Genomic DNA, 23465 nt, shown 5'->3' with positions numbered 1-23465 from the left:
TTATAAACAAGGGAAAAATTTCCGTCCAGCGAAATCCGAATAACAGAAAGATACTCTACACATCCACTACAAACATGTATTAGTCAACTCTTCGGATTGAACGATTTCGCACCTACAATACAGTCAACGCGTCAAATATTTGAATGGGTCTGGCATCCATCAACGTTCACACAAGCACCCGTTACAAGGCTTGCGCGTTCGGATGCGAGAAAAACGACAACGTTCGCGATTTCCTCCGGTTTCCCGAATCTGCCGAGGGGCATATCGCTTTTCACAAAGGCTTCCATCGCCTCTGGATCTGCTGCTATCCGACGCGCCCAACCGCCACCGGGGAACAGGATTGAACCGGGAGCGACGCTATTTACGCGGATACTGTCCGGCGCGAGTTCCTTCGCTAAAGATTTTGTCATACTGATTTCGGCGGCTTTCGCGGCGTTATATGTAATGTGTCCACCGCCTTCCCTGCCGTAGATAGACGTTATCATCAGAATCACACCGCCACCCTGTTTTTTCATTTCAGGGATCGCGAGCCGGTTAACGCGCGCCGCAGAAACTAAATTCAGATCAAGGATTTCGTGCCACTCGGTATCCGAAATCTCTTCGAGAGGGGTCCATCGGCTGCCCCCGACATTGTTTACAACAACATCAATTCTGCCGTAGGTTTCGACTGTTTCCGCTATAAATGCTTCAACTTGTTCGGTGTCCGTAACATCTGCGAGCTTGGCGAAAACCGCCGCGCCTTTTGTCGTGAGTTCGTCTGTTACGCCTTGGAGTGTATCTTCGGTTCTGCCGCAGATGCTAAGTCGCGCGCCTTCTTCAGCGAATCCGTGTGCGATGGCGCGTCCGATACCGCGGCTCGCGCCTGTCACAACGACTATTTTATCCTTTAGTCCTAAATCCATTAGAATTCTACGTCCTTTTATTTTTTTAATATGGGTTTGAAAGCAACACCCTAATATTTCTATGTTGCTATTATAGCCGACAACCTCCGAAAATGTCAACGGGATAGTTTTTCATTGGCTATCAGCCGTCAGCAATCGACTGTCAGCACTCAAAGGATTCCGAGTATTAAGCTCGTAGCCCCTATAATCCTGTTCATACGCTAATTTTGCAAATCCTGAATAGTTCTGGCTTGAAATAAAATTGATTTGACAATATATTATGACTGTGGTAAAATATATGTGTTAAGGAAATAGACAAGTTCTATCGGACTGAAAAAACAGGAAAAGGACCTATGGCATACTATATCACCGACGAATGTATTGGGTGTATGGCGTGTTTGACGAATTGTCCCGTTGATGCGATTACAGGGGACAGGAACATGCTGCACATCATCGCCCCAGACGTATGCATCGATTGCACTGCATGCGGGATGGTCTGTCCCGTCGAAGCAATTCGCGATCAGTTTGGCGAGGTGTGTAAATTCATCCGCCGCCCGACACACCGTCCTATTGCCGTTATCTACGAAGAACTCTGCTCTGGATGCGATTTCTGCGTCCATATCTGCCCTTGGGAGTGTCTCGAACTTAAGGATCCGGACACCGGCGAACACGCCGAAAGTTTCTTCGGTATCTGCGAACTTGTTAAACCGAAAGAATGTGTCGGTTGCAAGTTATGCGAAGAAGTCTGCATCAAGGATGCCATCCGCATTGAATCCCCTGTTCTTGTAGAACTCGCTGAAGCAGCCGAAGCAGCGGATTAACGTTGTGGGTGCGATGTTCCAATGGCGAATACACCTCTTTATAAACCGAATCTTGTCATCGTCATTTCTGGGCCATCCGGCTCAGGGAAAAGCACCGTCATTGATGCCCTTTGCAAATCGGATGAAACTTTGCGGTTCTCTATCTCTGCAACGACGCGTAAACCGCGTCGGAGCGAAGTAGATGGGGTTGATTACCACTTTCTGTCAAAAGCAGAATTTGAAAACCATATTCAGCAAGGAAGTTTCTTAGAATGGGCGGAATATGGTGGTAACTTCTACGGTACGCTCAAATCTGAAATAGTCGCTGCCCGCGAAGGAGAAAAAGACGCTATTTTAGAAATCGAAGTAAAGGGTGCCTTGCAGATCCAATCGCAAGACCTGTCCCCAGCGCGTAGTCTGTTTATCTTCATCATACCCCCATCCTTCGCTATCTTGGAGGAACGGCTCCATCGCAGAAAAACAGAATCGGAAACGGAACTCACCAAACGCCTTGCTATCGCGAAATCTGAAATTCTTGAGATTGAACACTTTGATTACTGGGTCAGCAACCCAGAAAACGCGCTACAACACGCAGTTCAGCAGATTCAGGCTATTATCGCCGCAGAGCGTTCCCGCATAGATACACAATTGATAGAGACAATTAACCCGTTGCTCGGTGTTGATAAATCAGATTAAATTGCAGAAGAAGAAGCACTACGCAGAAAACAGGCTGAAGCAGAATTGGAAAAACTACGCGCACAAATGGCTAAATCTTAACGCTCATAAAAAATATGGAATTCAGAAATCGAACTATTATCTTAGGTGTTACAGGCGGGATAGCCATCCACAAATCCCTTGACTTGACGAGTCAACTTGTCAAAATCGGTGCCGCTGTTCACGTCGTGATGACAGAAAACGCCACTCGCCTTGTCCAACCTTTGCAATTCCAAGTTATCTCACGGAACCCTGTCCTACTGAATCTATTCGATGCAGGCACAGATTGGAAACCGCCGCACATCGATCTCGCTGACCGTGCCGATCTGCTCGCAATTGTCCCCGCGACGGCGAACATCATCGGTAAGCTCGCAAACGGTATCGCTGACGATGCGCTCTCCACCGTTGCTGTCTCCGTCCACTGCCCGATACTCCTCGCCCCCGCGATGAACGGTCACATGTATCAAAACCCTTTCGTTCAACGGAACATTGACCTCCTAAAAACGAACGGTGTTCATTTCATTGAACCCGACAGCGGTGATCTCGCATGCGGCTATGAAGGTGTAGGACGTTTAAATACAGTGGAGATGATCCTCGAAGGTGCAAGTGATATCCTCTCATCTATAGCGTCAATACAAAAAATACACGACTTGAAAGGGACACGTATCCTTGTCACAGCAGGGGCAACACGCGAATATATTGATCCAGTCAGGTTTATTACAAACCGTTCCAGCGGTAAGATGGGATACGCCATCGCCGAAGCAGCGGCACAACGTGGCGCAGAAGTACACTTGATTAGCGGTACCGCTACTGTTTCTCCGCCCGTTGGCATCAAGACGCAGCACGTCGAAACAACCCTTGATATGTATGATGCACTTCTGGAGGTATTCAATGAAACAGATATCGTCATTATGGCAGGCGCGCCCGCTGATTATCGTCCAAGCGAATATACACCCCATAAAATCAAAAAGAGTGCCGATACATTAACACTCCCGCTTGAAAGAAACCCAGACATCGCACAGACGCTCGGCGAACAGAAAACGCATCAAACGCTTGTCTGTTTTGCCGCCGAGACGAACGATCTTCTTGAGAACGCCCGAAAGAAACTGGTACGCAAGAATTGCGATTTAATTGTAGCAAACGACATTCTTGAAGAAGGCGCGGGCTTCCAATCCGACACGAATATCGTCACGCTGCTGGACCGGGATGGCACTTGCGAACAACTACCCCGTTCCTCAAAACGGGACGTGGCGGATGCTATTCTAACAAAAATTATTTCCCTCAGGTCATAGTTATCAGTTATAAGAGGGTTTTGTTAGACGCGGGAAAACGCCCAAGCAAAAACACCTCTTAACTGAAAACTGACTGCTGAAAGGTTTTTTCGTAGAAAAAACCGAACCGACAACCCTTAAAAAATGAACCACCAACAAATCCGTGCTTTTTTCGCGCTAAACCATACCCGCCCTAAAAAGAAATTAGGTCAAAATTTCCTCGTTAATCCAGAAGCCCTGAAAATAATCCTTGAAGCTGGAGCAGTTACAGCGCACGACACGGTCATAGAAATTGGTGCTGGGTTAGGATGTCTCACAGAGGTACTGGCGCGGCATGCCGAACGCGTCATTGCTATCGAAGTGGACGAACTATTATACAACGCCTTAGCATCTCATTTTGGCGCAACTTGTAGTAGGGGCGAGGTAACCTCGCCCCTACTACTACAAAAGTCAACAAATCCGCGTGTCCAACTGCTCAACGCCGATATTCTCAAATTGGAACTCAATTCACTGTTGGTTGACGGCACAGGGACTGTGCCTACTACTTTTAAAGTTATAGCGAACCTACCTTATAATATTACAACGCCCATCCTGTGGAAACTCCTCGCGCATCACAAACAAATTCATAGTTGTGTGTTAATGATGCAGAAAGAGGTAGCGGAACGAATAGTTGCAGGTCCCGGGGGAAAGGACTACGGTGCGTTGACAATCGGTGTCGCCTATCGCGCCGAGGCAACACTCATTGCTACGCTGTCGCCAGAAAATTTCTATCCTGCCCCGAAGGTAGATTCCGCGCTTCTAAAACTGGAAATGCGCGAAACACCAAAGGTTGCGGTAGAAAGTGAGGAACTCTTTTTTCAAGTAGTGCGTACTGCATTTCGGACGCGACGGAAGATGCTAAAAAATGCTTTAGTCAGAGGCAAGTTTGCTTCAGGTGAAGTATTGGCAGCTGCATTTAAGGAACTTGGTATAGCACCACAACGGCGCGCTGAAACATTGGACATCACCGAATTTGCAGCACTTGCGAATTGCTTGTCTCAATCCGTATCAGCGAAGACCGGTGTTTGAGACACATAATCTTGAAATCACATTACGGGTCGCGAGCGACAAGAAATACGCAGAAATACCGGATTTAGTCTGGGGTTAGACTAAATCCGTTCCTTGTATTACATTGCAAAAACACCCCAAGTAAACACACTCGCTCCTACAAGGAGAGATTATGAGCGCGAGCAAAACTCGCTCCTACAAGAAGAGATTATAAGCGGAGGTCTAACTCAATCAGCTGCCAATAAACAATCTTCCAATCTGACCCTTCACGGCGGAACTCAAACCTACAATGTGCTTTGAGTTCTCTCAGATCCCGTTGCTCTCCCTTTTCCGCGTTTACATCAAGTCGAAGTGTTACTGCCATTTTACGGGCATGTGTCACATCTACCTCTATATCATTGAATATGAATTCAAGTGAGACGTATTCCTCAAAAAGTTGTGTCATCGCCGGAACGACATCTTCATAATTTTCGGGAATAATACCTGATGCGACACCGAAGAGTGTAGCAGGATCGTCTGCAGCGACGTAAGTCTCCGAAAAGAGTGCCCGGATCGCCTCAATGTTCTCCATATCCAGGGATTCAAGGAGGTCGGAAAAATTGTCAAAGAATTCTTGGATCTCTACTGCTGGATCCTTCAGTGGTGTCAAAGCAACATCCACAACTAAGCGTTCCTGATTGAGCACGAACGGTTCGTTATAGGATTTGTAATCTGCATCTTCAACAATTAGCGTGTGCGCATCACCGTAAACAATACCTTGAAAAGAATAGACCCCCTCCACACCAGTTTCAACTGACGACTCTAACAGTTTTACAATAGCCCCCGGAATAGGGTTTCCTGTCCCAGCATCGGTAATGGTGCCAGAAACTGTACCGTACGCAAGCACGACCGGTTTTTCAGGTTCAGGTTCAGGTTCAAGTGGATCTTCAGCCTTTTCACATGCAGAAATACATACCACGAATAATAAAAATAAAACTATTTTTTGGGGTATCATAGTTTATATCACTCCTTAAATATAAGCGTTGTCCGGCGAGGTCTCTGCCGCGCTGCTGCACGTTTTCAACGCAACTCCTTCAATCAAAAAACTTCCCAAGTGTCTGTGAATTCGGCGGTTTCGTGAGTAGCGAAACGATTATCAAGGTGACAGACGAAATAACGATTAGGATCGTAACAGGCATAATTCCAGTTCCACCCACAGTGTATCCGGGGGTCTGCCAGTTGCGGAGAAAGAAATAGAGCCATAACAGAATAACGCTTATAATCGCGGCGAATACTCCGCTTTTTGTACTCCGCCGCCAGAACAGTGCCGCTACCACAATCGGAAAAAGCCCCGAAAACCCTGTGAATGACCAGATCGCGAGCCTAAAAATGCTCGGTGTCGCAATGAGAGAGATTAGATAAGTGATGCAAAGCACACCGCTGACAAACAGTCGTCCGACCCATACCCGCTGTTTCTCGGAAAACGCCTCTCGACGATAATGCCCAATAATATCATGTGTGAACATGCTCCCAATAGCGAGTGATTGTGAGTCGAGCGACGACATAATCGCCGCGAAGACACCTGCGCCTAAAAACCCCGCTAACACACCGGGCGCGTGCATACCGATCATCTGAATCAGCACATTGTTTGCTTGCGATCCCTTTAAGCCCGGAACATCTACATTTCCTAATATTCCGAGCAGCACGCTCGGAATCCACACAATTGCGATACACAATGGATACAGGATAATTGCATAACGGAACGTCCCGACATCTTTTGCGGTTAGAAAATGTGAGAAGATATGTGGGAACATACCGACACAGAGCGGAATACAGAGGTATGTCAATAGTTCTAACGGTTTAATATGCTCCGCCTGCATCAGCAAACCCGTGTCAACTTTAGAGATTGCGTTTGCAAAGCCGCCCATCCGATTTGTGATAACAAAGAAGGTAATACCTCCGAGTGTCATGAAAACGAGTGTCTGGAAGGTATTCACCCAAGCGGTGCCTCGCATCCCGCTGTAGGTAACGTAACAGAGCACAACAGCACAGATGAGTAAGCCGCCAGCCCATTGTGGAATTTTTCCATCTGTGAGGGTCGCCAATGTCCCTCCGCCGCCCATCACTCCGATCAGTAGATACGGTATAAGCAGCAACACAAATAAAATAAAGAGCAATAGTCCTATGCCATCGGACTCCCAGCGGTCTCGGAAGTACTGCGCCTGTGTTACATAGCCGAATCGTTTTCCTATTCGCCATAAGCGGGTCCCGATAAAGAGGAACACACACGGTACAACGATCGCAGAAGAAGAAGCCATCAGCGCAAAAACACCGATACCTCTGTGATAGGCTTCACCGGATGCCCCGAGAATCGAGAACGCTGTCATATTCGTACCGAAAAGCGTCATCAACAGGATAAACCAATTGATAGTCCGGCTCGCGACGAAGTAGTCTTCTCCAGTATTTCGGAAAAGTTTATGACTCAAAACACCGAGAATCAACACCACAGCAAGGTAGGAAAAAATAACAACAAGACTCATTTCTGTCCCCAGTCCTTTCTCGCTTTGACGAAAGCGGCCATCAGCAACGCTGCCACAAGGCAGTAACCGATATGATAGAGCAACCCTACCGGTAACCCTAAAACAATTTGCGGTGTTTGCCAGAACCAGAAATCGTTGTGAAGAAAAAACAGTAGGACGAGCAGACAGTACAACACCCATCTAATTGGGCTTTTCATGGTGTGTCTCCTTTATTCGCCAATTATAATAGAAAATGGCAATACCTGCGAGCATTACTATTCCATGAATCCACACAAACTGAACGTCGGTCGGGATAAAAAAGAGAATGAGTGCAGCGGCAAACAGAATACCGCGTGTCCATAGGGCTAACCTGTTAAAGACATAACCAGCAATCGCAGCCGCAAAGATAACAGTGCCAACCAGCGTGAGAGAGAAAGTCCCGAAAACTGTCCATAAACCTGGTATACCACCATCGCTATTCAGCCAGAGTAACGCGGGGCGCAGGACAAACGCGTAAGGCAACGCGAAACCGACGAGCGCGAACCTGAAGGCTGCAAACCCTGTCGCCATTATCCCGGAACCTGCGATTGCAGCCGCAGCATACGCCGCCAATGCAACAGGTGGGGTCACCATCGACATCATCCCGAAATAGAAGATAAAAAAATGCGCCGCGAGCGGAACAACGCCCAAATCCAGAAGCACGGGACCCACTAAGATCGCCATCAGCAGATAACAGACCGATGAAGGCAAGCCCATCCCAAGGATAATTGTCGAGATCATCAGAAAGAACAGTGCTAACACGAGGTTAGTGGATGCAAGCGGTAAAAGCACCGATGGCAACTTACTACCGATACCCGTCAGTGTCACGACCCCTAAAATGATACCAACGCATGCTGCAGCCGCAATCAACGAAACGCCACTCTGCGCTGCCCGTTCACAAGGCGATATTAAAAAGTTGACCCCTTGCCTCAAATCCGAAACACCAACACCCGTTTCAGCGGTAGAGGGGCGTCCACGTATTCGACGTATCAGGTAGCCCAACAGCGTTATTGCGATAACTATTAATAGACTCCAACTCACCGCGCGGAACGCTGTAGCACCTATTAGCAAAACACCGATGAGCGTAACAAACGCAGCGAGAAAGATAAACCCTTGCAGCGTCAAAAGTTTTCCATGCTTTTCTTCCTGCACCGTGTCTTGCGTTTCGTTAGGACTGTCTGATGTTTCATCATCCGCCAGATTTGAAGATTGCCTGTCAAACTCCACTGACTTTTTCATCGCAAGTTCTCGGCTCGCGAACTTCGCAGAAAAGTGTACCATACACAACATACCAGTATAATAAAGGATAGCTGGTAGTAGTGCCGCCCTGATGATCTCCAAATAGGTGACAGCAGGCTCCACGATTTCGAGCATCATATATGCGGCTGCCCCCATGATCGGTGGTACTAATGCGCCGCCAGAACTCGCCGCGGCTTCAATGCCACCTGCTATCGTAGGCGGAAACCCAGAGCGTTGCATCAGCGGAATCGTAAAGGTTCCAGTCGTCGCCGTGTTTGCTACGGCAGAACCCGACAGTGATCCCATCATACCGCTACTCAGCACAGCAACCTTGGCAGGCGCGCCTGCACTCGTACCGAATACGCGCCTCGCCAAATCCAAGACATAACTGGTTGCTCCCGTCCGTTCGAGCAACGTACCGAACAGGACAAATAGGAACACATACGTGAACATTACCCGAAGCGCGATGCCAAATGTGCCTTGACTGTGTAAAAAAGTTTGACTGATAATACGTTGAACGGAATACCCACGATGTGGAAACAACCCATCCGGCATAAACTGCCCAAAACCAGCATAGAGAAGAAATGCGAGAGAAAGTAGCGGGAGTGTCAGACCAATAGAACGGCGCGTCGCCTCTAATACTAAAATAAGTCCGATTCCACCGACGATGTAATCCAGTGGCAATTCTGCACCAGCGCGATCACCGAGGGATTTATCGTCTAACCAGAAGCCTTGAAAAATCGGTTCTGTTTGCACTACAACGTAGCCGAAGCAGGCGATCACACTGCCTATAAACACAACATCAAGCGTTTGAAAAACAGGGTTGTCCGCGAAACGTGGATGAATAGGGTACCTCAAAAATACCACTATTAACCCCAACATCGCGAAGAGTGCTAACTCTGATTGTGGTGCGAGCTGCGGGTAATTGACCTCGGCTAAGATAAAGAGACACAGCAGCACCGAGACTATTAGAAAGATATTATCTTTTATTTTTTGTCTCAATAGGTTGACCGACTCTGATTTTTGAGTTTGCCGACAAGGCTTGGACTTCCACCTGTTTTCAAGGCGAATAAGGGGATACCCGAAATTTCTTTAAGTTTAGCAGGAAATAAGGGGAAAATCAAGGGAAAAGGAGAACTGTATCTGGCAAAAAAGGATGGTAGCCAGATATCACCCTCATAAAAACTGAAGGTAACAATCCGAATTTACCACTAATTTTTTAGACTTAAAGAGGGAAACATTTGGGAAAAAGGTTTAAGAAAATGAGGAAAAGCGGTTTCCTATAGGTTGGGTTGAGCGGTAAGGAGATTTCTTGTGAAATTCTTGCTATATTTCTGTTGTTTGTCAATTGTTCTTACAGGTTGTGGTTCTAAAGGTTATGAGAATATACCACATGATCCGCTACATCTTCAGGCGAAAGTAGATGCTGAATCGGATGCCAAAAGCGATGTCAATTTACCGGCTTATTTTGGAGCAGGCATGAGTGCACCTCTCGCTGCAGGGATGTGTGCTTTGATGACAGGATGTATCGCTGACTTGCACTTTGGACATAGGCAGCCCGAACCTTCATACATAATCGCCTCAATGAGTGCTGCAACGGTCTTCAGTCTGCTGACTCGATATTATATGCGTCTCCATCCACCGAATCCGCCACCTGAAAGATTGATCGGAAAATCGCCTGAATACGTTAAGTTTTACGCCGATGCTTATCGGGCGAAAATGCGATCGTATCAAATTAAATCAGGGGCCGCAGGATCCGCTTTTGGTTGCCTAACCCTAACCGGTGGGACCATTATTATTTTTGTCGGTGTGGTTGGTATAGATGACTAAACTTCACGACGACACACCAACCCAAGCAGAGATCGTCAAGATTGGAGCATTTCCATGACTTTATTCAAGAGAAAACAGAAAATGTGTGTGTTAGCCGTTTTTTGCTTGGCTGTCCCCGTCCTATCTTCATGCGGCGATTTGCAAGACGAAGCACCTGATCCCGAAATACTCGACCTCTTTGAGACGTTTTTTCGCTATAAGTTTGAAAATAATGCCTCCGCACAAAAACAAGATGCCGAAGCGTATTTCTTGGAAATTGACGGAGAAGATCCTTCACCAGAATTTCTTGCGCGGTTTAAGGGACACTCGCCACCCGTAAAGAAGGGTTCGGAATTTGTAATGGGGGGCAGTATCGTGATTGAAGGAGAAGTTCCAATGGAGGGGAATGGTCTTCTATTCCGAATTGACAGTTACCAATGGATTGGTTTGTTTGGAAATTGTGTTAAAATTTCTGGCGGATACTCCGAAGGCAATCTTAGCGCGTCTTGGGCTTCATACATTTGGATCAGAAGAAAAGGAAAGTGGGAATTGGAATTTATTGGTGACAGAGCAATCGCATAGAACAGGACGCGACAACTACTTGCAAGCTTTTATTCAGAAAGAGACAGATGTTCCGCTCAACCCAACCTACAAGATTCAAAATCTTCTATCAAACTCACGTTAAGTACTAATATCTTCTTCGGTTTGCCGCGCCTTTCGAGTTGTGCCTTTAAACACAGCGTAAAGATACCAGAATGCAGGCACTAACAGCACACCGCCTACACCCAACACAATCAGTACCGGACGCAGCACAGCATCTGGCGCGGCTGTGTTTGAAAAGGTTAAATCAGGCGTGACGAGCGATGGATACTGTGCCAACCCCCAACCGAAAACGATCAACGTAACCTGTATCGGGACAAGGATACGCGCAAGCCGAAATTGACGGTTCCAAATCGTCCAGATTGCCCACAATGCCACGGCACCAGTTAAAATATGAAACGGGATTGACCAAGGGGCATTACCGAGTCCACGTCGAATTGTTGGCGCACCATCAGCAGATAAGATAAAACTCAGTCCCGCCATCGCACCGACACTCACTGCAGCGACAAGCGCGCGTCGCCGAAAATCTTCCTGCAACGCGCTGTCATCCGTCTCCAGTGTGAGATATACCGCTGCAAGCAACGCGCAGAGCGTTAAGGTGAAGAAACCGATCGCAAACGGAAACGGCGCAAGCCAGGCTGATATGAAATTGGTGTCTACCTGTCCGCTTTCCACATCAACGTGAATTGTGCCGGAGGCTACCGCGCCCAACGTAATCCCCAACATCACAGGCGTGATCGCACTTGCAATCGCAAACACCCGACTCCAACGGCGATGTGTTGTATCCGATTGGACATCGTAGGTACGAAATACAAACGCCGAACCGCGCAGCACAATCCCGATAAGCATCAACGTCAGTGGAATGTGTAACGCTGTGCTAATCGCCGCGAACGCGACAGGAAATGCCACGAAAAGCAGCACGACAATCACAATTAGCCAGACGTGATTCGCTTCCCAGATAGGGGCAATGGCTTGTGTGATGAGTGCGCGTTGTGATTTGGCACGCGGACCGGTCGCGAACAGATCCCAGATCCCGCCACCGAAATCCGCGCCACCTGTCAGCATATAGATAATCAAGGAGATAAGCATCACACCCGCAACGCAAAGTTCAAGTGTTAGCATCAGATTTCTCCATTAATAGGACTTACGCATGCTGCTCTTTTGTAGCATAGGAAACCGTTAGTCTCCTGTGTCAAGAGAACATCCGTGTTTTTTCCAAGCACGCTACTTAAACAGTGTGTGCTAAAATCAAAATTGCGTAAGTCCTACATTAATTTCCATCATACAAGCGCGGACTCTGGAAGATTTGACGGCGTAATAGGACAACAACAATAATTGAAAGAAAAATGTAAAGGATAGTAAAACTGACAAAGGGAACAACGAGGTTCGGCATCGGGGTCACCGCATCTGCTGTGCGCATGATATTGTAGATAACCCACGGTTGCCGTCCGACCTCTGTGACTGTCCAACCCGCTTCAATCGCAATAAATCCGAGCGGCGTGCAGAACGTAACGCACCGAAGATACCAGCGTTGGGTTGGTAGACTTTTGTGTTTCCACGCCAACCAGCCTCCAATGATACCGACGGTAATCAAGACGATCCCACACGCGACCATAATCTGAAATGCGAAATGCACGATTGTCACCGGTGGACGATCTTCGCGCGGCACTTCCTTGAGCCCCATGATTTCTGCGTTGAAATCAAAATGTGCAAGGAAGCTGAGTGCTTTCGGAATCTCAAGTGCATACCGAGTTTTCTCGGCATCTTCATCGGGAATACCGCCGATGCGCAAGGGTGCGCCGCGCTCCGTCTCCCATTGTGCTTCCATCGCTGCGAGTTTAATAGGTTGGTATTTTGCGACGCGCTTGGCACTGATGTCGCCCGAAATGGGTTGGAGGAGCGCGAATACAGCCCCCACACTTAAGGCAATAGCAAACGCCCGACGATGGAATAGGTTATCGGGGTCGCGTCTGAGAAAATAGGCGTGGATGCCGGCTACCGCAAAACCGACTGCCAGAAAGGCAGCAATCGTCATGTGAAGTGCTTGGCTGAATGAGGAAGGGTTCAACATTGCCGCAATCGGATCAACGTTTGTCACTTTGCCATCAACAATTGAGAACCCAGTAGGCGTATTCATCCATGCGTTGGCGGTAACAACGAAGATACCGGAAAATGTGCCGCCGAGCAGCACCATCATCCCCGCAAACCAGTGCGCTAATTTGGGGATACGGTCCCAACCGTAGAGGTAAAGTCCTAAGAAGATTGCCTCTAAGAAGAATGCGAACCCTTCCAGCGAAAACGGCATACCGATGATCGGACCGGCGTAAGCCATGAAATTGGGCCACAACAGACCGAGCTCAAAAGACAAAACGGTTCCTGAGACCGCCCCAACAGCGAACATGATAGCCGTGCCTTTCGCCCACTGCTTCGCCAGCGTTAGGTAGACTTCTTCCCGCGTCTTGAGCCACAACCCTTCGGCAATCACCATCAATAGTGGCATGGCTATGCCAACTGCTGCGAAAATGATGTGGAATGCGAGTGACATCGCCATCTGTGCGCGTGCTGCCAACAAATCTGTCATGAGAGTGATCTCCTTCATGCACGAGCTGCACACCAGCGAGTGGCTCCAAGCACCCACCCTATTTATTAACGATAGAGAAGAGACGCATCACACAATCCACGGTTCAAGTCCGAGAAGTTTCTTGCCTAAAGGTGTCAATTCGGCAGTCTTACCCTGGTGATGCTCCTTCTCTTGTTGCTCTTTTCCGAGTCCTGTTAGCCGTTCTCGCCATCCTTTAACACGGCCTTCGCTTGTCGCTGTGCCGCCATCCGGTGCTGGTGACATTGTGATGTACTGTGCCATCCGCGGACGTTCAGCGGAGTTTGGGCTGCTGCCGTGCGGCAATGCGCTATGCCAGATAACCAGATCGCCTGCTTTTCCTGCGACTGGTACCGCTTCTGCTTGGTATTCTCGCACCACCTCCCGTGGGTTGGCATCATCAGGAAGGTCATTCAACCACGATTCCAACTTCCGATGGAAACCGGGAATACAGGTAAACGCGCCTTGATTGCCCGGCGTATCCGCCAGATATAGCACACCCTGCACTTTTAAACGCACCGGCATACTGTCTAACGACATATCCCAATGCAGGTAAGGACCGGTGAACTTCCAATCCGGACGTTCCGGCGGATTCATACTCGCGCGATCGAAACTGACCCAGAGTTTATCGTTTTCCCAAATCTCTGTGAACGCCTGATGAACGCGAGGGTATTGGCGGTTATCCCATAATGCTTGATGCTGATAAATCTCTACCATGATGCTCCGGCGCGGTGGATCGGGATACCAACTGTCCGGATCATCACCATCCATTTCAAGAAAATCCCAGACGGCTTGTTCCGCTGCGCGGCAATTTTCAAGGGGTACCGCTTCTGGCACGACAACATAACCGTTTTCTTCCCAAAATTCTAAGGCTTCTGCATCAAAAACTGGCATGACTTTCTCCTTATCAATTGGATCAATTCCAAGTTGTTCTATGAATAGGACAATGTTCTGATTATCTGAAAATCAATGTAGTGTTAAGAATACCACAAAACGTTAAGAAAATTCAAATTTTTAGACCATAGAAGTCAATTCAGGGATTTTTAGCGGCGTTTGATCGGAATCGAAACTCTGAAAAATTTTCTTGCAATTGACTTAATCCTGTGCTAAAGTACGGACACTTGTGAAGCATATAATTTAGCGAACACTGAGATGTAGGAGAGAGTCCCCAATGCTTAAAGCAGGATTTATCGGTGCAGGTGGACGTAGCCAAGGTGCCCATTACCCAAACGTTAATCGCTTGGAAGATGATGTTGAGATGCTCGGTGCGTGTGAATTAGACGAGTCCAAACTTGCCCAAGTCGCACAAAAATACGAGTTTCCGCACACCTTCACAGACCATCGGAAGATGTTAGATACCTTAGATTTAGATGTTGTCTATTGTGTCATGAACGAGAAGTGGATTTTGCAACCCGCTTTGGACTGTCTGAACGCCGGCAAGCATCTGTTTATTGAAAAACCTCCGGGGGCAAACAGTGATGAAACACAGCAATTACTGGATGCAGCGATTGCGAACGATGTCTACTGCATGGTGGGGTTTCAGCGTAGATACGCCGCCGTCACACGCGAAGCCATGCGGCGCGTTGCAGAGAAGGGCCCCGTTACATTAGCCGTCACCACCTTTAACAAGCAGATGTTGGGCGGGAATCGGGAGTTTACGACAACACTTTGGAACGATGTCTGCCATGTTGTCGATCTACTCCGGTATATGGCAGGTGGTGAACCGGTAGAAGTCACTGCGCATCGCGACACGTTTGGTGCCGAACAACGCAACTTTTACACCGCCTTTGTCCGCTTTGATAACAACGTTACAGGTGTACTTTTTGGGAGTCGCGCGTCGGGCGGACGCGTGCTGCGTTCGGAATTGCACGGTGTCGGCATCGGTTGCTATATGAAGATTCCCGAAGAGATCGAAATTCATGAAGATAACCAGAGAAATGTAATGGGCGGCTGGGAAGTTGATGGCGTTGACGAGCGCGACTCACCGAGTTATGAAGGCGTGCTAACCATGCATCAACACTTCGTTGACAGTGTCCGCAATCGGACAGTCCCGCTCACAGACCTCCGTGATGTTATCCACTCCATTCATCTCGTGGATCAGATTGAAGGACCTTTACCCGATTAATTTGTGTCTGTACTTGGATAAAATATGACGCATTGGAGATCGAATCTATGCTTGATGAACGCCATCTGCAACATCAGATTACTGACGAACAACGCACTCGTTTAAATGAGGACGGGTATTTCACCGTTGAAAACGCGCTGCCGTTAGACCTTGTTGAACGCCTTGAAGCCCGGGTAGATAATATCTATGAGAATCATCTTGATGCTGGCTATGATCCGTATACCAAAAATCAGATGACTGCACACAGCAACTTTTTCTATCCGAATTTCCTCGGCAGAGACCAGATTTTTGTGAATATTTTGGATTGGTATAAAACGTTCCCGAAGGTGTGGGGCATCTTGGGCTGGAATATCTACTCTTACCACAGCCACTTCATTATCACACCGCCACGTCCGGAGGCAGTTCGCGGCAAATCCGCCTCACTGGGTTGGCATCAAGACAGCGGACGCGTTAACATTGAGATCGAAAGCTCACCACGCCCACGCCTCTCCATCAAAGTCGTTTACTGGCTCTCCGACTGCTCCGAAACGGGGCGCGGGAATTTCTATGTCATTCCCGGAAGCCATCTCTGGGATAAACTTGAACGTCCAGCAGATGGATCATTGCCGGAAGGTGCAGTACCAGTCTGTTGCAAACCAGGTGATGCGGTTTTCTTTGACCGCCGGATATGGCACGCCCGCAGCGAAAATGATTCAGACATCACACGTAAAGGTCTCTTTTACGGATATGGCTATCGTTGGTTACGGAGTAAAGACAACATGACCATTCCAGCAGAGATGTTTGAACGGAACGATCCGATTCGACAGCAGCTCCTCGGCGGTGGAACGAATGCAAATGGACATTTTTCACCCAAGGATGCAGATGTCCCTCTGAAAATTTGGCTTGAAGAGCACGGGGCTATCTCGAACTAAGCATAAAAATCGGGGTTACAAACCCCTCCCACAAGAGTGATTGGTGACAAATTGAATGGCTCTGGACGGAACACCAATTCACTTGACACTCGTAAGAAAATAGCGTATAATTTGATTAACTAACGTATTAACGGAGGCATAACGCGATGTTTCAAACGCGACTTAATGTAAGCGTGTTGGCTGTTATCCTCACGACAGTCATTTTGATTGTAGCAGCTTCAGGGGAGAAAGCAGTGAAAACTCCAGACACACTAAAAGTAGGAATGATCGCCCCCGACTTCACATTGAAAGATGAATCGGGTACTGAGCGGCGTCTCAGCGACTACTTAGGAAAAAAGAATATCGTTCTCGCATTTTATCCAAAAGATTTTACGGGTGGCTGAACAGCAGAACTTTGCTCGCTCCGGGATAATTTGAGCGAGATAGAAGCAACCGAGAGTGTCCTTTTCGGTGTTAGTGTTGACGATGTCAAATCACATAAACGGTTCAGAGCAGAACAGAAATTTGGGTTTTCGCTGTTAGCGGACACCGAATTTGAGGTGAGTAAACAGTACAGCGGTGTTATGGAAAGGTTCAACGCCTCAAAACGGACGACTTTCATCATAGATAAAGCGGGATACATCCGCGCCATCGACACAGAAGTTAATGTCAAAACGCACGGTGAAGATGTCGCCGCGCTGCTTAAGAAAGTGCTACCGAAGATAGAAGTTGGGCAATCTGCCCCAGATTTCATCGCAACTGATAGTACAGGCAAAAGTTATCAACTCAGTGGGTTAATCGAGAAAAAGAACGTCGTCTTATCGTTTTACCCGCGCGACTTCGGGCGTGGCTGAACGGCACAAGTTTGCTCGCTCCGTGATGAGTCGAGTAGTTTCGCGAAACATGATGCCCAGATCTTCGGGATCACCCACAATGACGCGGATTCGCGTCAAAAATTTTCGGAAGAAAACCAGTTGAATTTTCCGCTTTTGGTAGACGCTGGACGCAATCTCGCGCTTTTGTACGGCGCGACGGACACGCCAGATGGCAAAATCCAGCGAATGGCGATTATCATTGATAAAACAGGGAAGATCGTAGAAATTGATAAAGCGGTCAACGCCAGTACACACGGAACAGACTTAGTTAACTTCTTTAAAACTTTGGAAACGTCAAATTAATAGATGGTGCGTAGCAATTTATCAACAATTCCGGCAGGCATTGCGTGGGGAATCTCTGTTCTGTTTAGCCCGTTTTTGGTGCCAATCGTCACGGCTGTCAGTGTTGTCCAAAAACATGCGGACCCGCAAAATGTCCTCCGCTGGTTAGTGATTGTCGTGCTATTTGTTACCGTGCTACCACTCCTATCAATAGCACTCATGGTCCGGTTTTCCAAAGTGAGCGACTTACATCTGCAGAACAGAGAGGAACGCCTCCTACCTTTATGTTGTACGCTCATCAGTATGATTGTCGGCACTGTTTTACTGCACCAACTCGGTGCGGCACGTGAAATCGTTTGGGCAGGCGTTGCCTACGTCGCGAATAGTGTTATTTTTTCGGCAATTACCCCGATCTGGAAAATCAGTTTTCACAGCAGCGTTACGACGGGATGTGTTACCGTTCTTGTGATGCTTGTTAACCCGCAGTTCGCGTGGTTATTCTTATTAGTTCCACTGATTTCTTGGGCACGAGTCTACCGCAAACGGCACACGCTCCTTCAAACCGTTGTCGGCGCAGTACTTGCTGTCAGTACCACGGTAATTGTTCTGTATATGGCACAACTTGGCAGTCAAACTTAAAGAACAGCAGTCTGATGGATGAGCAGTTTATATGCCAATCAAACATTTATTTTTCATCCTGACGGTTATTTGCATGCTTTTACTGCCGAGTGCTGTCCGCGCACAACAAGATGAACCGCAAGTCGTGAACATCCCCGATCCGAATTTAGCAGCAGCGATCAAAAACGCGACTGGCGAAAACACAATTACGACGCACACGATGCTGGCTCTGAGGCGTTTATCTGCCAGCCATCACGGGATAGAAGACCTCACCGGACTTGAACACGCACACAACCTCAGAATTTTGCTTCTTCCTGATAACAACATCTCGGACCTATCGCCTCTCGCTGAACTCAAAAACTTGGTTTCTTTGGATCTTCAGAATAACAACATCTCGGATGTCTCCCCCTTGGTCGGGTTAATAAATCTGAAACCGCATGGAGGCTTTTACAGCGCGTTGAATATCCAGTCGAATTTAATGTAACTGCACCTGCGGGACTTCACCAAGCACGGATTTCTGGAATAGATCAACTCGGAACGTCTAGCGATAAACATGCCTAAAAGCATAGCAAAACCGGTAGCGGATGTCAAGTGTCTTTTCAAGGATCATTTTAGCGTTTTCCTTGACGAACAGAACGAAACATGTTATACTTTCATCAGGACGACCTTGAATAGAAACAGAATCCTTTATGTTAGACATCAAAACGCTTCTCGCGGATTTAGATACGCGCATCCACCAATTTCATGATCGCAGTGCGAAGTGGTTATTAGAGAACACCGATAACCTTAAAGGACTCCTTGAAATCGTCGCCAGCGACCTCGTTGAACATCTCGATTTTAGTCGCGTCGAGATCCAGAACACGACGTTTATCCCTGACGATCTCCGGCAACAAGCATCTGATCTGGTGTATCTGCTGCCGTTCCGTGACCAAGATAAGACGAAGACCGCTAAAACCGTGCTGATTTACATTCTTGTAGAGCATCAATCCACGGTAGACCCATTGATGGGTTTGCGGTTGCTGTCGTATATGTGTCATATATGGAACACACAGCGCCGTGCGTATATGCAGGGCGAAGTACCGCTGACCGACTGGCGTTTTCAACCCATTATCCCTGTCATCTTCTATACAGGCGAACAGCGATGGGTGCGTCCGCCTTCGCTGGAGACGGTGATAGATTTACCGGAGGCACTGCGTCGTTTTCTCCCAAGATTTGATGTGCTTTTGCTGGATGTCAAGCGCGAACCGGATGAGAGACTGTTAAGGTCTGACCATCCGCTTGGTTGGTTGCTGACGGTGCTGAAAGCGGAGCATTATGATCCGGAAGATTTCGTTCCAGTATTGGAGCGTCTTAGGGATCATCTGCGGGGTCTTCCGGATGCAGAGGGTGCTGTGTGGCAACAGGTCATCCACTATCTGTATCTATTCATTTTCCACCGCCGTTCTGCTGATGAACAACCGGTGTTAGCAGACATAGTTTCGGAGACGCATCCGTATTTAGGTCTTTCAGATGAGGAGGCAAAACTCATGCAAAGCATGGCAGAACATTACTTGGAACGAGGCATCGCACAAGGCAAGCAAGAAGGCAGGCAAGAAGGCAGGCAAGAAGGCAGGCAAGAAGGCGAAAAGAGAGGCACCATAGAAAGCATCCTCGCATTGCTCAATATGCGATTCGAGACAGATGCTGTCGCTGCATTACGACCCGCTCTTGAAGCTATAGACGATTTGCAAGCTTTACGGGAAGTACTCCTTGAGGTGCCAGAATCTGAGAACCTTGAAACCTTCAGGCGAACACTCAGGAGTTAATGGCAAATATTTGTCAATCTTCTGAAACTATTAGACCTCCATGAGGAGGTTATGGGTGATGACAATAAATCATCGTACCTGTCTCAGAGGCGGTAGGTTATCCCAATCGCACTCTAAGCAGAAATCGGCTTCTCTACCAAGTCGGCGTACGCTGCCGCCACACTCAGGGCACTTATTAATGCGAGGCGAACTTGTATCTTCGGTACTTGGTGGAAACATGAGTAACTGTTCTATAGGTAAAGGTTGTTCTCTTTCACCAGCAAGTTGGAGCTGCAGGTTCTCAATTATATCGCGGGTATCCAGTTTAAATGGCGGTGGTGAATTCCGGGCGAGGTTAATAAAATCGCTACGGTAAACCCGAATAGTGTTTTCTTCTCGCACCTGTCGTATAAAAAGCGTATATTTATCAGGTGCTACCAAATACGCTGCAGTATCCAAAATATATCTGCGCGGTTTGATTGTTATTTCGTATCCACCATAGTGGAAAGTAGAGGCATTTGTCCCAGGTTGCATCTGGCAGATTTCAAAGAGTTCATGAGAACGCGAAGTAGAAAGGATCAACGCATATTGTCGACAAGGATATTGCGCGAGACGTTCAAATGGCAGAAAATCTTCCAGTTCCGCACTATTTCGGAGGAACGCGATAAAAGTTGTGTAAGCGTTTTCGGTGGCTTCGTCCAAGATTAACTGACTTAATCGCCGCGATTCTGGTGTACGCGGCATATCGGTCCGGTTAATCTCCCGGGCGTAAAGTTCAACTTGTACATTAACGTCAAGCGGCTGATTTTCAGCATTGATACGCTGTAAACGTTCCACTGGTTGGTCCGCGATTTTCAGAACAAAAGGTAACATAGCAACCCATTTAAACTCCTTAGACGAGGGATGTAACAAGTATAGCATAGATGTTGATCTTTGTCCAGTCCAATTATGTCAATCAGCAGAACCATTCAGTTTTCGGTTTTTTCGTTTAATTTCAGACCCTCCAGGCCCGGTAGGTGCGGTTTGGAACCGCACCGGATCCTGAAAAAAGTACGAGAAACTCTATAATTTCTTAAAACTGAATGGCTCTGTGTCAATCAGAAATTTAAGTTGCATTTTTTGCTATCTGCTTTAATTCAATCATTCAGAAAGGAAATAGGTTATGTCAGGCCACTCTAAATGGTCAACAATCAAACATAAAAAAGCTGCGAACGACTCCAGACGCGGCAAACTCTTCTCAAAGTTGGTGAAAGAAATTACAGCGGCTGCGCGTGTCGGTGGTGGTGATATAGACACGAATCCACGACTTAGAACCGCCATCGCGGCTGCAAAATCGAGCAATGTTCCCAACGATAATATAGGAAAAGCGATTCTGCGTGGCACGGGTGAACTTGAGGGTGAAACCTACGAAGAAATCCTCTACGAAGGTTACGGACCCGGCGGAGTCGCTGTGATGATAGAAGTCTTGACCGACAACCGGAATCGGGCTGTCGCGGCGATCCGACACGCCTTTAGCAAACACGAAGGTAGAATCGGGGAACGCGGGTGCGTCGCATGGGGATTCGATAAATGCGGATTGATCGTCGTCACGCCTGATAGTATTGAAGAAGAAGAATTGTTTATGACTGCGGTTGAAGCCGGTGCTGAAGATGTAACCGCTTCCGCAACAGGTATGGAAATTGTTACGCCGTTTGAGATGTTCGATGGTGTTTTAACGGCAATTCAGGAAACATCTGCTGAAGTTCAACTCGCTGAAATTAGCATGATTCCACAAAACACGGTGAAGCTCGAAGGGAAAGAAGCGGAACGGATGTTACGCCTCATGGATGCCCTCGATGAACTCGACGATGTTCAAAAAGTTTATGCCAATTTCGATATCCCCGACAACCTCTTAGAAGCCGCAGCGTAACTGCTGCATCTAACTCGCGACTATTTAACCATCACTCGTAGAAGCGAGTCTTGCTCATAACTCTCAAGGTGTTCGGTAATAGGATAATTAAAAATTCTTCACAGCATCAAAAACCGAGTCCGTAACGTAGTGGAGGTTCTCACTGCGAAGCATCTATGGAAAGGGACATCAAATGCAAAATCCACGTCCGCCAACCGCAAGGAACAGTAAAAAAATAATTCTTGGCATTGACCCTGGCATTGCGAATACTGGATACGGCGTGGTTGAATCTCATGCCAACCGTCACACCCCGCGGGACTTCGGAAATATCAGAACCAGTCCGAAAACAGCATCAGAAGTGCGACTGAAACAAATTTACGATGCTGTAACCCGTTTGGTACTGGAACACGCTATTGAGAATGTCGTACTTGAGGATATTTTCTTTAGTAAAAATGTAAGCAGTGCGTTCGCCGTTGGCGAAGTCAAGGGTATCGTGAAACTTGCAGCGGCAAATGCGGATTGTCCAGTTACGCTCTATACACCCACTCAGGTCAAACAAGCAGTCGTCGGTTACGGGAAAGCCACAAAATCCCAGATGCAAAAGATGGTGCAAGTACAACTTAAACTCAAAGAACCGCCGCGTCCTGATCACGCTGCAGATGCACTCGCGCTCGCACTTTGCCATGCCCGCTCTCATAAAGTCCTTGAACTCCGTAAAAAACTTAGGGAGTAGCAATGGCGCATCTCTGCCCAAAGGAATGTCAGAATGATCGCTTATATCAAAGGCATTATTGTCCATAAAGAGACAAAGCAAGTCATCGTAGATGTCAACGGTATCGGGTATCTCCTTGATGTACCACCGAGAGTCCTAACGGGTTTACCACCTATAGGTGATACCGTCACCTTTTACACCTATTATTACCAAAACCGTGAAAATAAGATTACCCTCTACGGGTTCCTTTCAAGGGACGCGCTAAAAGTTTTTGAATTGGCCCTGACTGTGTCGGGTGTAGGACCGGCACTCGCGCAAAACATCGTTGCGCGGTTGTCCCCTTTACAATTCCAACGCGCCGTCAACCGAGGGGACGCTACTACACTGATGCGGGTGCCACGTCTAAGTAAAGACCTTGCGCAAGTGATCATTACCAAACTGAAAAAGAATATCGGTAAAATGAAATTTGAAGGTGCCGCTGACCCTTCAAAATCCATGGCACCCAACGCAGAGGTAATCGAAATGCTTGTCAATCTTGGGGCATCAGAACTTGAAGCAGAACAAGCCGTCGAAAAAGCACAAAAAGTCCTCGGAGACGCTGCACAACGGGACAACTTAATCAAACAGGCACTGCGTTATATCCGAAATTAGTTTTTAGTTGTCAGTTGTCAGTACGGTTTTTTTTCAAAAAAACCTTTCAGTTGTCAGGTAAGAGGTTTTCGTTTAACGAACCCCTCTTGTAACTGATAACTGGCAACTGACAACTGATAACCATTCTTCTGATAACTGAAAAC

24 protein-coding genes and 1 pseudogene are annotated in these 23465 nt (G+C 47.6%); 16 read left to right on the top strand and 9 right to left on the bottom strand.

The window, feature by feature from the left end:
* Positions 1–131: 131 nt before the first annotated feature.
* On the bottom strand, positions 132–902 hold the full coding sequence (locus tag OXH00_16225; protein MCY3742562.1) for an SDR family NAD(P)-dependent oxidoreductase: 771 nt from the start codon (positions 900–902) through the stop codon (positions 132–134).
* A 332-nt stretch (positions 903–1234) separates the two neighbouring features.
* On the opposite strand from OXH00_16225, the gene OXH00_16220 reads away from it, so the two are divergent.
* The 4 genes from OXH00_16220 to rsmA all read left to right on the top strand — a co-directional run bounded on the left by OXH00_16220 (position 1235) and on the right by rsmA (position 4734).
* The gene (locus OXH00_16220) at positions 1235–1702 is read left to right on the top strand and encodes a 4Fe-4S binding protein (GenBank protein MCY3742561.1); all 468 of its coding nucleotides are present in this window, start codon (positions 1235–1237) and stop codon (positions 1700–1702) included.
* 21 nt (positions 1703–1723) lie between these two features.
* Positions 1724–2377, top strand: coding sequence for a guanylate kinase (gene gmk / locus OXH00_16215; GenBank protein MCY3742560.1), 654 nt, complete (start codon positions 1724–1726; stop codon positions 2375–2377).
* 95 nt (positions 2378–2472) lie between these two features.
* The gene (gene coaBC / locus OXH00_16210) at positions 2473–3687 is read left to right on the top strand and encodes a bifunctional phosphopantothenoylcysteine decarboxylase/phosphopantothenate--cysteine ligase CoaBC (GenBank protein MCY3742559.1); all 1215 of its coding nucleotides are present in this window, start codon (positions 2473–2475) and stop codon (positions 3685–3687) included.
* A 123-nt stretch (positions 3688–3810) separates the two neighbouring features.
* Complete coding sequence (gene rsmA, locus OXH00_16205) at positions 3811–4734, top strand: 16S rRNA (adenine(1518)-N(6)/adenine(1519)-N(6))-dimethyltransferase RsmA (protein MCY3742558.1); 924 nt, start codon at positions 3811–3813, stop codon at positions 4732–4734.
* A gap of 187 nt (positions 4735–4921) precedes the next feature.
* On the opposite strand, the gene OXH00_16200 is transcribed toward rsmA, so the two are convergent.
* The 4 genes from OXH00_16200 to OXH00_16185 form a co-directional block, all read right to left on the bottom strand.
* Complete coding sequence (locus OXH00_16200; protein MCY3742557.1) at positions 4922–5707, bottom strand: carboxypeptidase regulatory-like domain-containing protein; 786 nt, start codon at positions 5705–5707, stop codon at positions 4922–4924.
* Between the two features lie 79 nt (positions 5708–5786).
* A complete protein-coding gene (locus tag OXH00_16195; protein MCY3742556.1) occupies positions 5787–7232 on the bottom strand; it encodes a sodium:solute symporter family protein in 1446 nt (481 codons plus the stop codon).
* The gene (locus OXH00_16190; protein MCY3742555.1) at positions 7229–7429 is read right to left on the bottom strand and encodes a hypothetical protein; all 201 of its coding nucleotides are present in this window, start codon (positions 7427–7429) and stop codon (positions 7229–7231) included. The genes OXH00_16195 and OXH00_16190 overlap by 4 nt, the downstream gene beginning before the upstream one ends.
* Positions 7413–9491 carry a TRAP transporter fused permease subunit gene (locus OXH00_16185; protein MCY3742554.1) on the bottom strand — a complete coding sequence of 693 codons (2079 nt, stop codon included), beginning with the start codon at positions 9489–9491 and terminating at the stop codon, positions 7413–7415. The genes OXH00_16190 and OXH00_16185 overlap by 17 nt, the downstream gene beginning before the upstream one ends.
* 312 nt (positions 9492–9803) lie before the next feature.
* Between OXH00_16185 and OXH00_16180 the strand changes: the two genes are divergently transcribed.
* Positions 9804–10319, top strand: a complete 516-nt coding sequence (locus OXH00_16180; GenBank protein ID MCY3742553.1) for a hypothetical protein — start codon at positions 9804–9806, stop codon at positions 10317–10319.
* Between the two features lie 54 nt (positions 10320–10373).
* On the top strand, positions 10374–10880 hold the full coding sequence (locus tag OXH00_16175) for a hypothetical protein (GenBank protein ID MCY3742552.1): 507 nt from the start codon (positions 10374–10376) through the stop codon (positions 10878–10880).
* A gap of 99 nt (positions 10881–10979) precedes the next feature.
* Here OXH00_16175 and OXH00_16170 read toward each other — a convergent pair whose 3' ends face one another.
* The 3 genes from OXH00_16170 to OXH00_16160 all read right to left on the bottom strand — a co-directional run bounded on the left by OXH00_16170 (position 10980) and on the right by OXH00_16160 (position 14391).
* Positions 10980–12020 (bottom strand): cytochrome d ubiquinol oxidase subunit II, encoded by a 1041-nt coding sequence (locus OXH00_16170; GenBank protein MCY3742551.1) that lies wholly within the window; start codon positions 12018–12020, stop codon positions 10980–10982.
* Between the two features lie 148 nt (positions 12021–12168).
* Positions 12169–13479: a cytochrome ubiquinol oxidase subunit I gene (locus OXH00_16165; GenBank protein ID MCY3742550.1), complete on the bottom strand. Its 1311-nt coding sequence runs from the start codon at positions 13477–13479 to the stop codon at positions 12169–12171.
* An 87-nt stretch (positions 13480–13566) separates the two neighbouring features.
* A complete protein-coding gene (locus tag OXH00_16160; GenBank protein ID MCY3742549.1) occupies positions 13567–14391 on the bottom strand; it encodes a phytanoyl-CoA dioxygenase family protein in 825 nt (274 codons plus the stop codon).
* Between the two features lie 277 nt (positions 14392–14668).
* On the opposite strand from OXH00_16160, the gene OXH00_16155 reads away from it, so the two are divergent.
* The 7 genes and pseudogenes from OXH00_16155 to OXH00_16125 all read left to right on the top strand — a co-directional run bounded on the left by OXH00_16155 (position 14669) and on the right by OXH00_16125 (position 20092).
* Positions 14669–15622, top strand: coding sequence for a Gfo/Idh/MocA family oxidoreductase (locus OXH00_16155; protein ID MCY3742548.1), 954 nt, complete (start codon positions 14669–14671; stop codon positions 15620–15622).
* Between the two features lie 47 nt (positions 15623–15669).
* Positions 15670–16533, top strand: coding sequence for a phytanoyl-CoA dioxygenase family protein (locus OXH00_16150; GenBank protein MCY3742547.1), 864 nt, complete (start codon positions 15670–15672; stop codon positions 16531–16533).
* Between the two features lie 263 nt (positions 16534–16796).
* Positions 16797–17150: pseudogene (locus OXH00_16145) on the top strand (peroxiredoxin).
* A 72-nt stretch (positions 17151–17222) separates the two neighbouring features.
* On the top strand, positions 17223–17690 hold the full coding sequence (locus OXH00_16140; GenBank protein ID MCY3742546.1) for a peroxiredoxin: 468 nt from the start codon (positions 17223–17225) through the stop codon (positions 17688–17690).
* 3 nt (positions 17691–17693) lie between these two features.
* A complete protein-coding gene (locus tag OXH00_16135; protein ID MCY3742545.1) occupies positions 17694–18308 on the top strand; it encodes a phosphatase PAP2 family protein in 615 nt (204 codons plus the stop codon).
* 31 nt (positions 18309–18339) lie between these two features.
* Complete coding sequence (locus OXH00_16130) at positions 18340–18771, top strand: leucine-rich repeat domain-containing protein (GenBank protein MCY3742544.1); 432 nt, start codon at positions 18340–18342, stop codon at positions 18769–18771.
* 205 nt (positions 18772–18976) lie between these two features.
* Positions 18977–20092 carry an Rpn family recombination-promoting nuclease/putative transposase gene (locus tag OXH00_16125; protein ID MCY3742543.1) on the top strand — a complete coding sequence of 372 codons (1116 nt, stop codon included), beginning with the start codon at positions 18977–18979 and terminating at the stop codon, positions 20090–20092.
* Positions 20093–20161: 69 nt separating this feature from the next.
* Here OXH00_16125 and OXH00_16120 read toward each other — a convergent pair whose 3' ends face one another.
* A complete protein-coding gene (locus OXH00_16120) occupies positions 20162–20944 on the bottom strand; it encodes a hypothetical protein (GenBank protein MCY3742542.1) in 783 nt (260 codons plus the stop codon).
* Positions 20945–21233: 289 nt separating this feature from the next.
* Here OXH00_16120 and OXH00_16115 point away from each other — a divergent pair, with 289 nt between their 5' ends.
* From OXH00_16115 to OXH00_16105, 3 genes are all read left to right on the top strand, one after another.
* Entirely contained in the window at positions 21234–21980 is a 747-nt protein-coding gene (locus OXH00_16115) for a YebC/PmpR family DNA-binding transcriptional regulator (protein ID MCY3742541.1), read from the top strand.
* A 172-nt stretch (positions 21981–22152) separates the two neighbouring features.
* Complete coding sequence (gene ruvC, locus OXH00_16110; protein ID MCY3742540.1) at positions 22153–22692, top strand: crossover junction endodeoxyribonuclease RuvC; 540 nt, start codon at positions 22153–22155, stop codon at positions 22690–22692.
* 33 nt (positions 22693–22725) lie between these two features.
* The gene (locus tag OXH00_16105; protein MCY3742539.1) at positions 22726–23322 is read left to right on the top strand and encodes a Holliday junction ATP-dependent DNA helicase RuvA; all 597 of its coding nucleotides are present in this window, start codon (positions 22726–22728) and stop codon (positions 23320–23322) included.
* Positions 23323–23465 lie beyond the last annotated feature (143 nt).

This window comes from Candidatus Poribacteria bacterium, assembly GCA_026706025.1.
Classification (GTDB): domain Bacteria; phylum Poribacteria; class WGA-4E; order WGA-4E; family WGA-3G; genus WGA-3G.
Note: the sequence above shows the minus strand (reverse complement) of the source record. Positions and strands in the feature narration are given on the sequence as shown.

What these genes read in the sequence shown, in the direction of transcription:
- OXH00_16225 (MCY3742562.1), bottom strand. Translation starts at nt 902, where the DNA reads ATGGATTTAGGACTAAAGGATAAAATAGTCGTTGTGACAGGCGCGAGC.
- OXH00_16220 (MCY3742561.1), top strand. Translation starts at nt 1,235, where the DNA reads ATGGCATACTATATCACCGACGAATGTATTGGGTGTATGGCGTGTTTG.
- gmk (MCY3742560.1), top strand. Translation starts at nt 1,724, where the DNA reads ATGGCGAATACACCTCTTTATAAACCGAATCTTGTCATCGTCATTTCT.
- coaBC (MCY3742559.1), top strand. Translation starts at nt 2,473, where the DNA reads ATGGAATTCAGAAATCGAACTATTATCTTAGGTGTTACAGGCGGGATA.
- rsmA (MCY3742558.1), top strand. Translation starts at nt 3,811, where the DNA reads ATGAACCACCAACAAATCCGTGCTTTTTTCGCGCTAAACCATACCCGC.
- OXH00_16200 (MCY3742557.1), bottom strand. Translation starts at nt 5,707, where the DNA reads ATGATACCCCAAAAAATAGTTTTATTTTTATTATTCGTGGTATGTATT.
- OXH00_16195 (MCY3742556.1), bottom strand. Translation starts at nt 7,232, where the DNA reads ATGAGTCTTGTTGTTATTTTTTCCTACCTTGCTGTGGTGTTGATTCTC.
- OXH00_16190 (MCY3742555.1), bottom strand. Translation starts at nt 7,429, where the DNA reads ATGAAAAGCCCAATTAGATGGGTGTTGTACTGTCTGCTCGTCCTACTG.
- OXH00_16175 (MCY3742552.1), top strand. Translation starts at nt 10,374, where the DNA reads ATGACTTTATTCAAGAGAAAACAGAAAATGTGTGTGTTAGCCGTTTTT.
- OXH00_16170 (MCY3742551.1), bottom strand. Translation starts at nt 12,020, where the DNA reads ATGCTAACACTTGAACTTTGCGTTGCGGGTGTGATGCTTATCTCCTTG.
- OXH00_16165 (MCY3742550.1), bottom strand. Translation starts at nt 13,479, where the DNA reads ATGACAGATTTGTTGGCAGCACGCGCACAGATGGCGATGTCACTCGCA.
- OXH00_16160 (MCY3742549.1), bottom strand. Translation starts at nt 14,391, where the DNA reads ATGCCAGTTTTTGATGCAGAAGCCTTAGAATTTTGGGAAGAAAACGGT.
- OXH00_16155 (MCY3742548.1), top strand. Translation starts at nt 14,669, where the DNA reads ATGCTTAAAGCAGGATTTATCGGTGCAGGTGGACGTAGCCAAGGTGCC.
- OXH00_16150 (MCY3742547.1), top strand. Translation starts at nt 15,670, where the DNA reads ATGCTTGATGAACGCCATCTGCAACATCAGATTACTGACGAACAACGC.
- OXH00_16135 (MCY3742545.1), top strand. Translation starts at nt 17,694, where the DNA reads ATGGTGCGTAGCAATTTATCAACAATTCCGGCAGGCATTGCGTGGGGA.
- OXH00_16130 (MCY3742544.1), top strand. Translation starts at nt 18,340, where the DNA reads ATGCCAATCAAACATTTATTTTTCATCCTGACGGTTATTTGCATGCTT.
- OXH00_16125 (MCY3742543.1), top strand. Translation starts at nt 18,977, where the DNA reads ATGTTAGACATCAAAACGCTTCTCGCGGATTTAGATACGCGCATCCAC.
- OXH00_16120 (MCY3742542.1), bottom strand. Translation starts at nt 20,944, where the DNA reads ATGTTACCTTTTGTTCTGAAAATCGCGGACCAACCAGTGGAACGTTTA.
- OXH00_16115 (MCY3742541.1), top strand. Translation starts at nt 21,234, where the DNA reads ATGTCAGGCCACTCTAAATGGTCAACAATCAAACATAAAAAAGCTGCG.
- ruvC (MCY3742540.1), top strand. Translation starts at nt 22,153, where the DNA reads ATGCAAAATCCACGTCCGCCAACCGCAAGGAACAGTAAAAAAATAATT.
- OXH00_16105 (MCY3742539.1), top strand. Translation starts at nt 22,726, where the DNA reads ATGATCGCTTATATCAAAGGCATTATTGTCCATAAAGAGACAAAGCAA.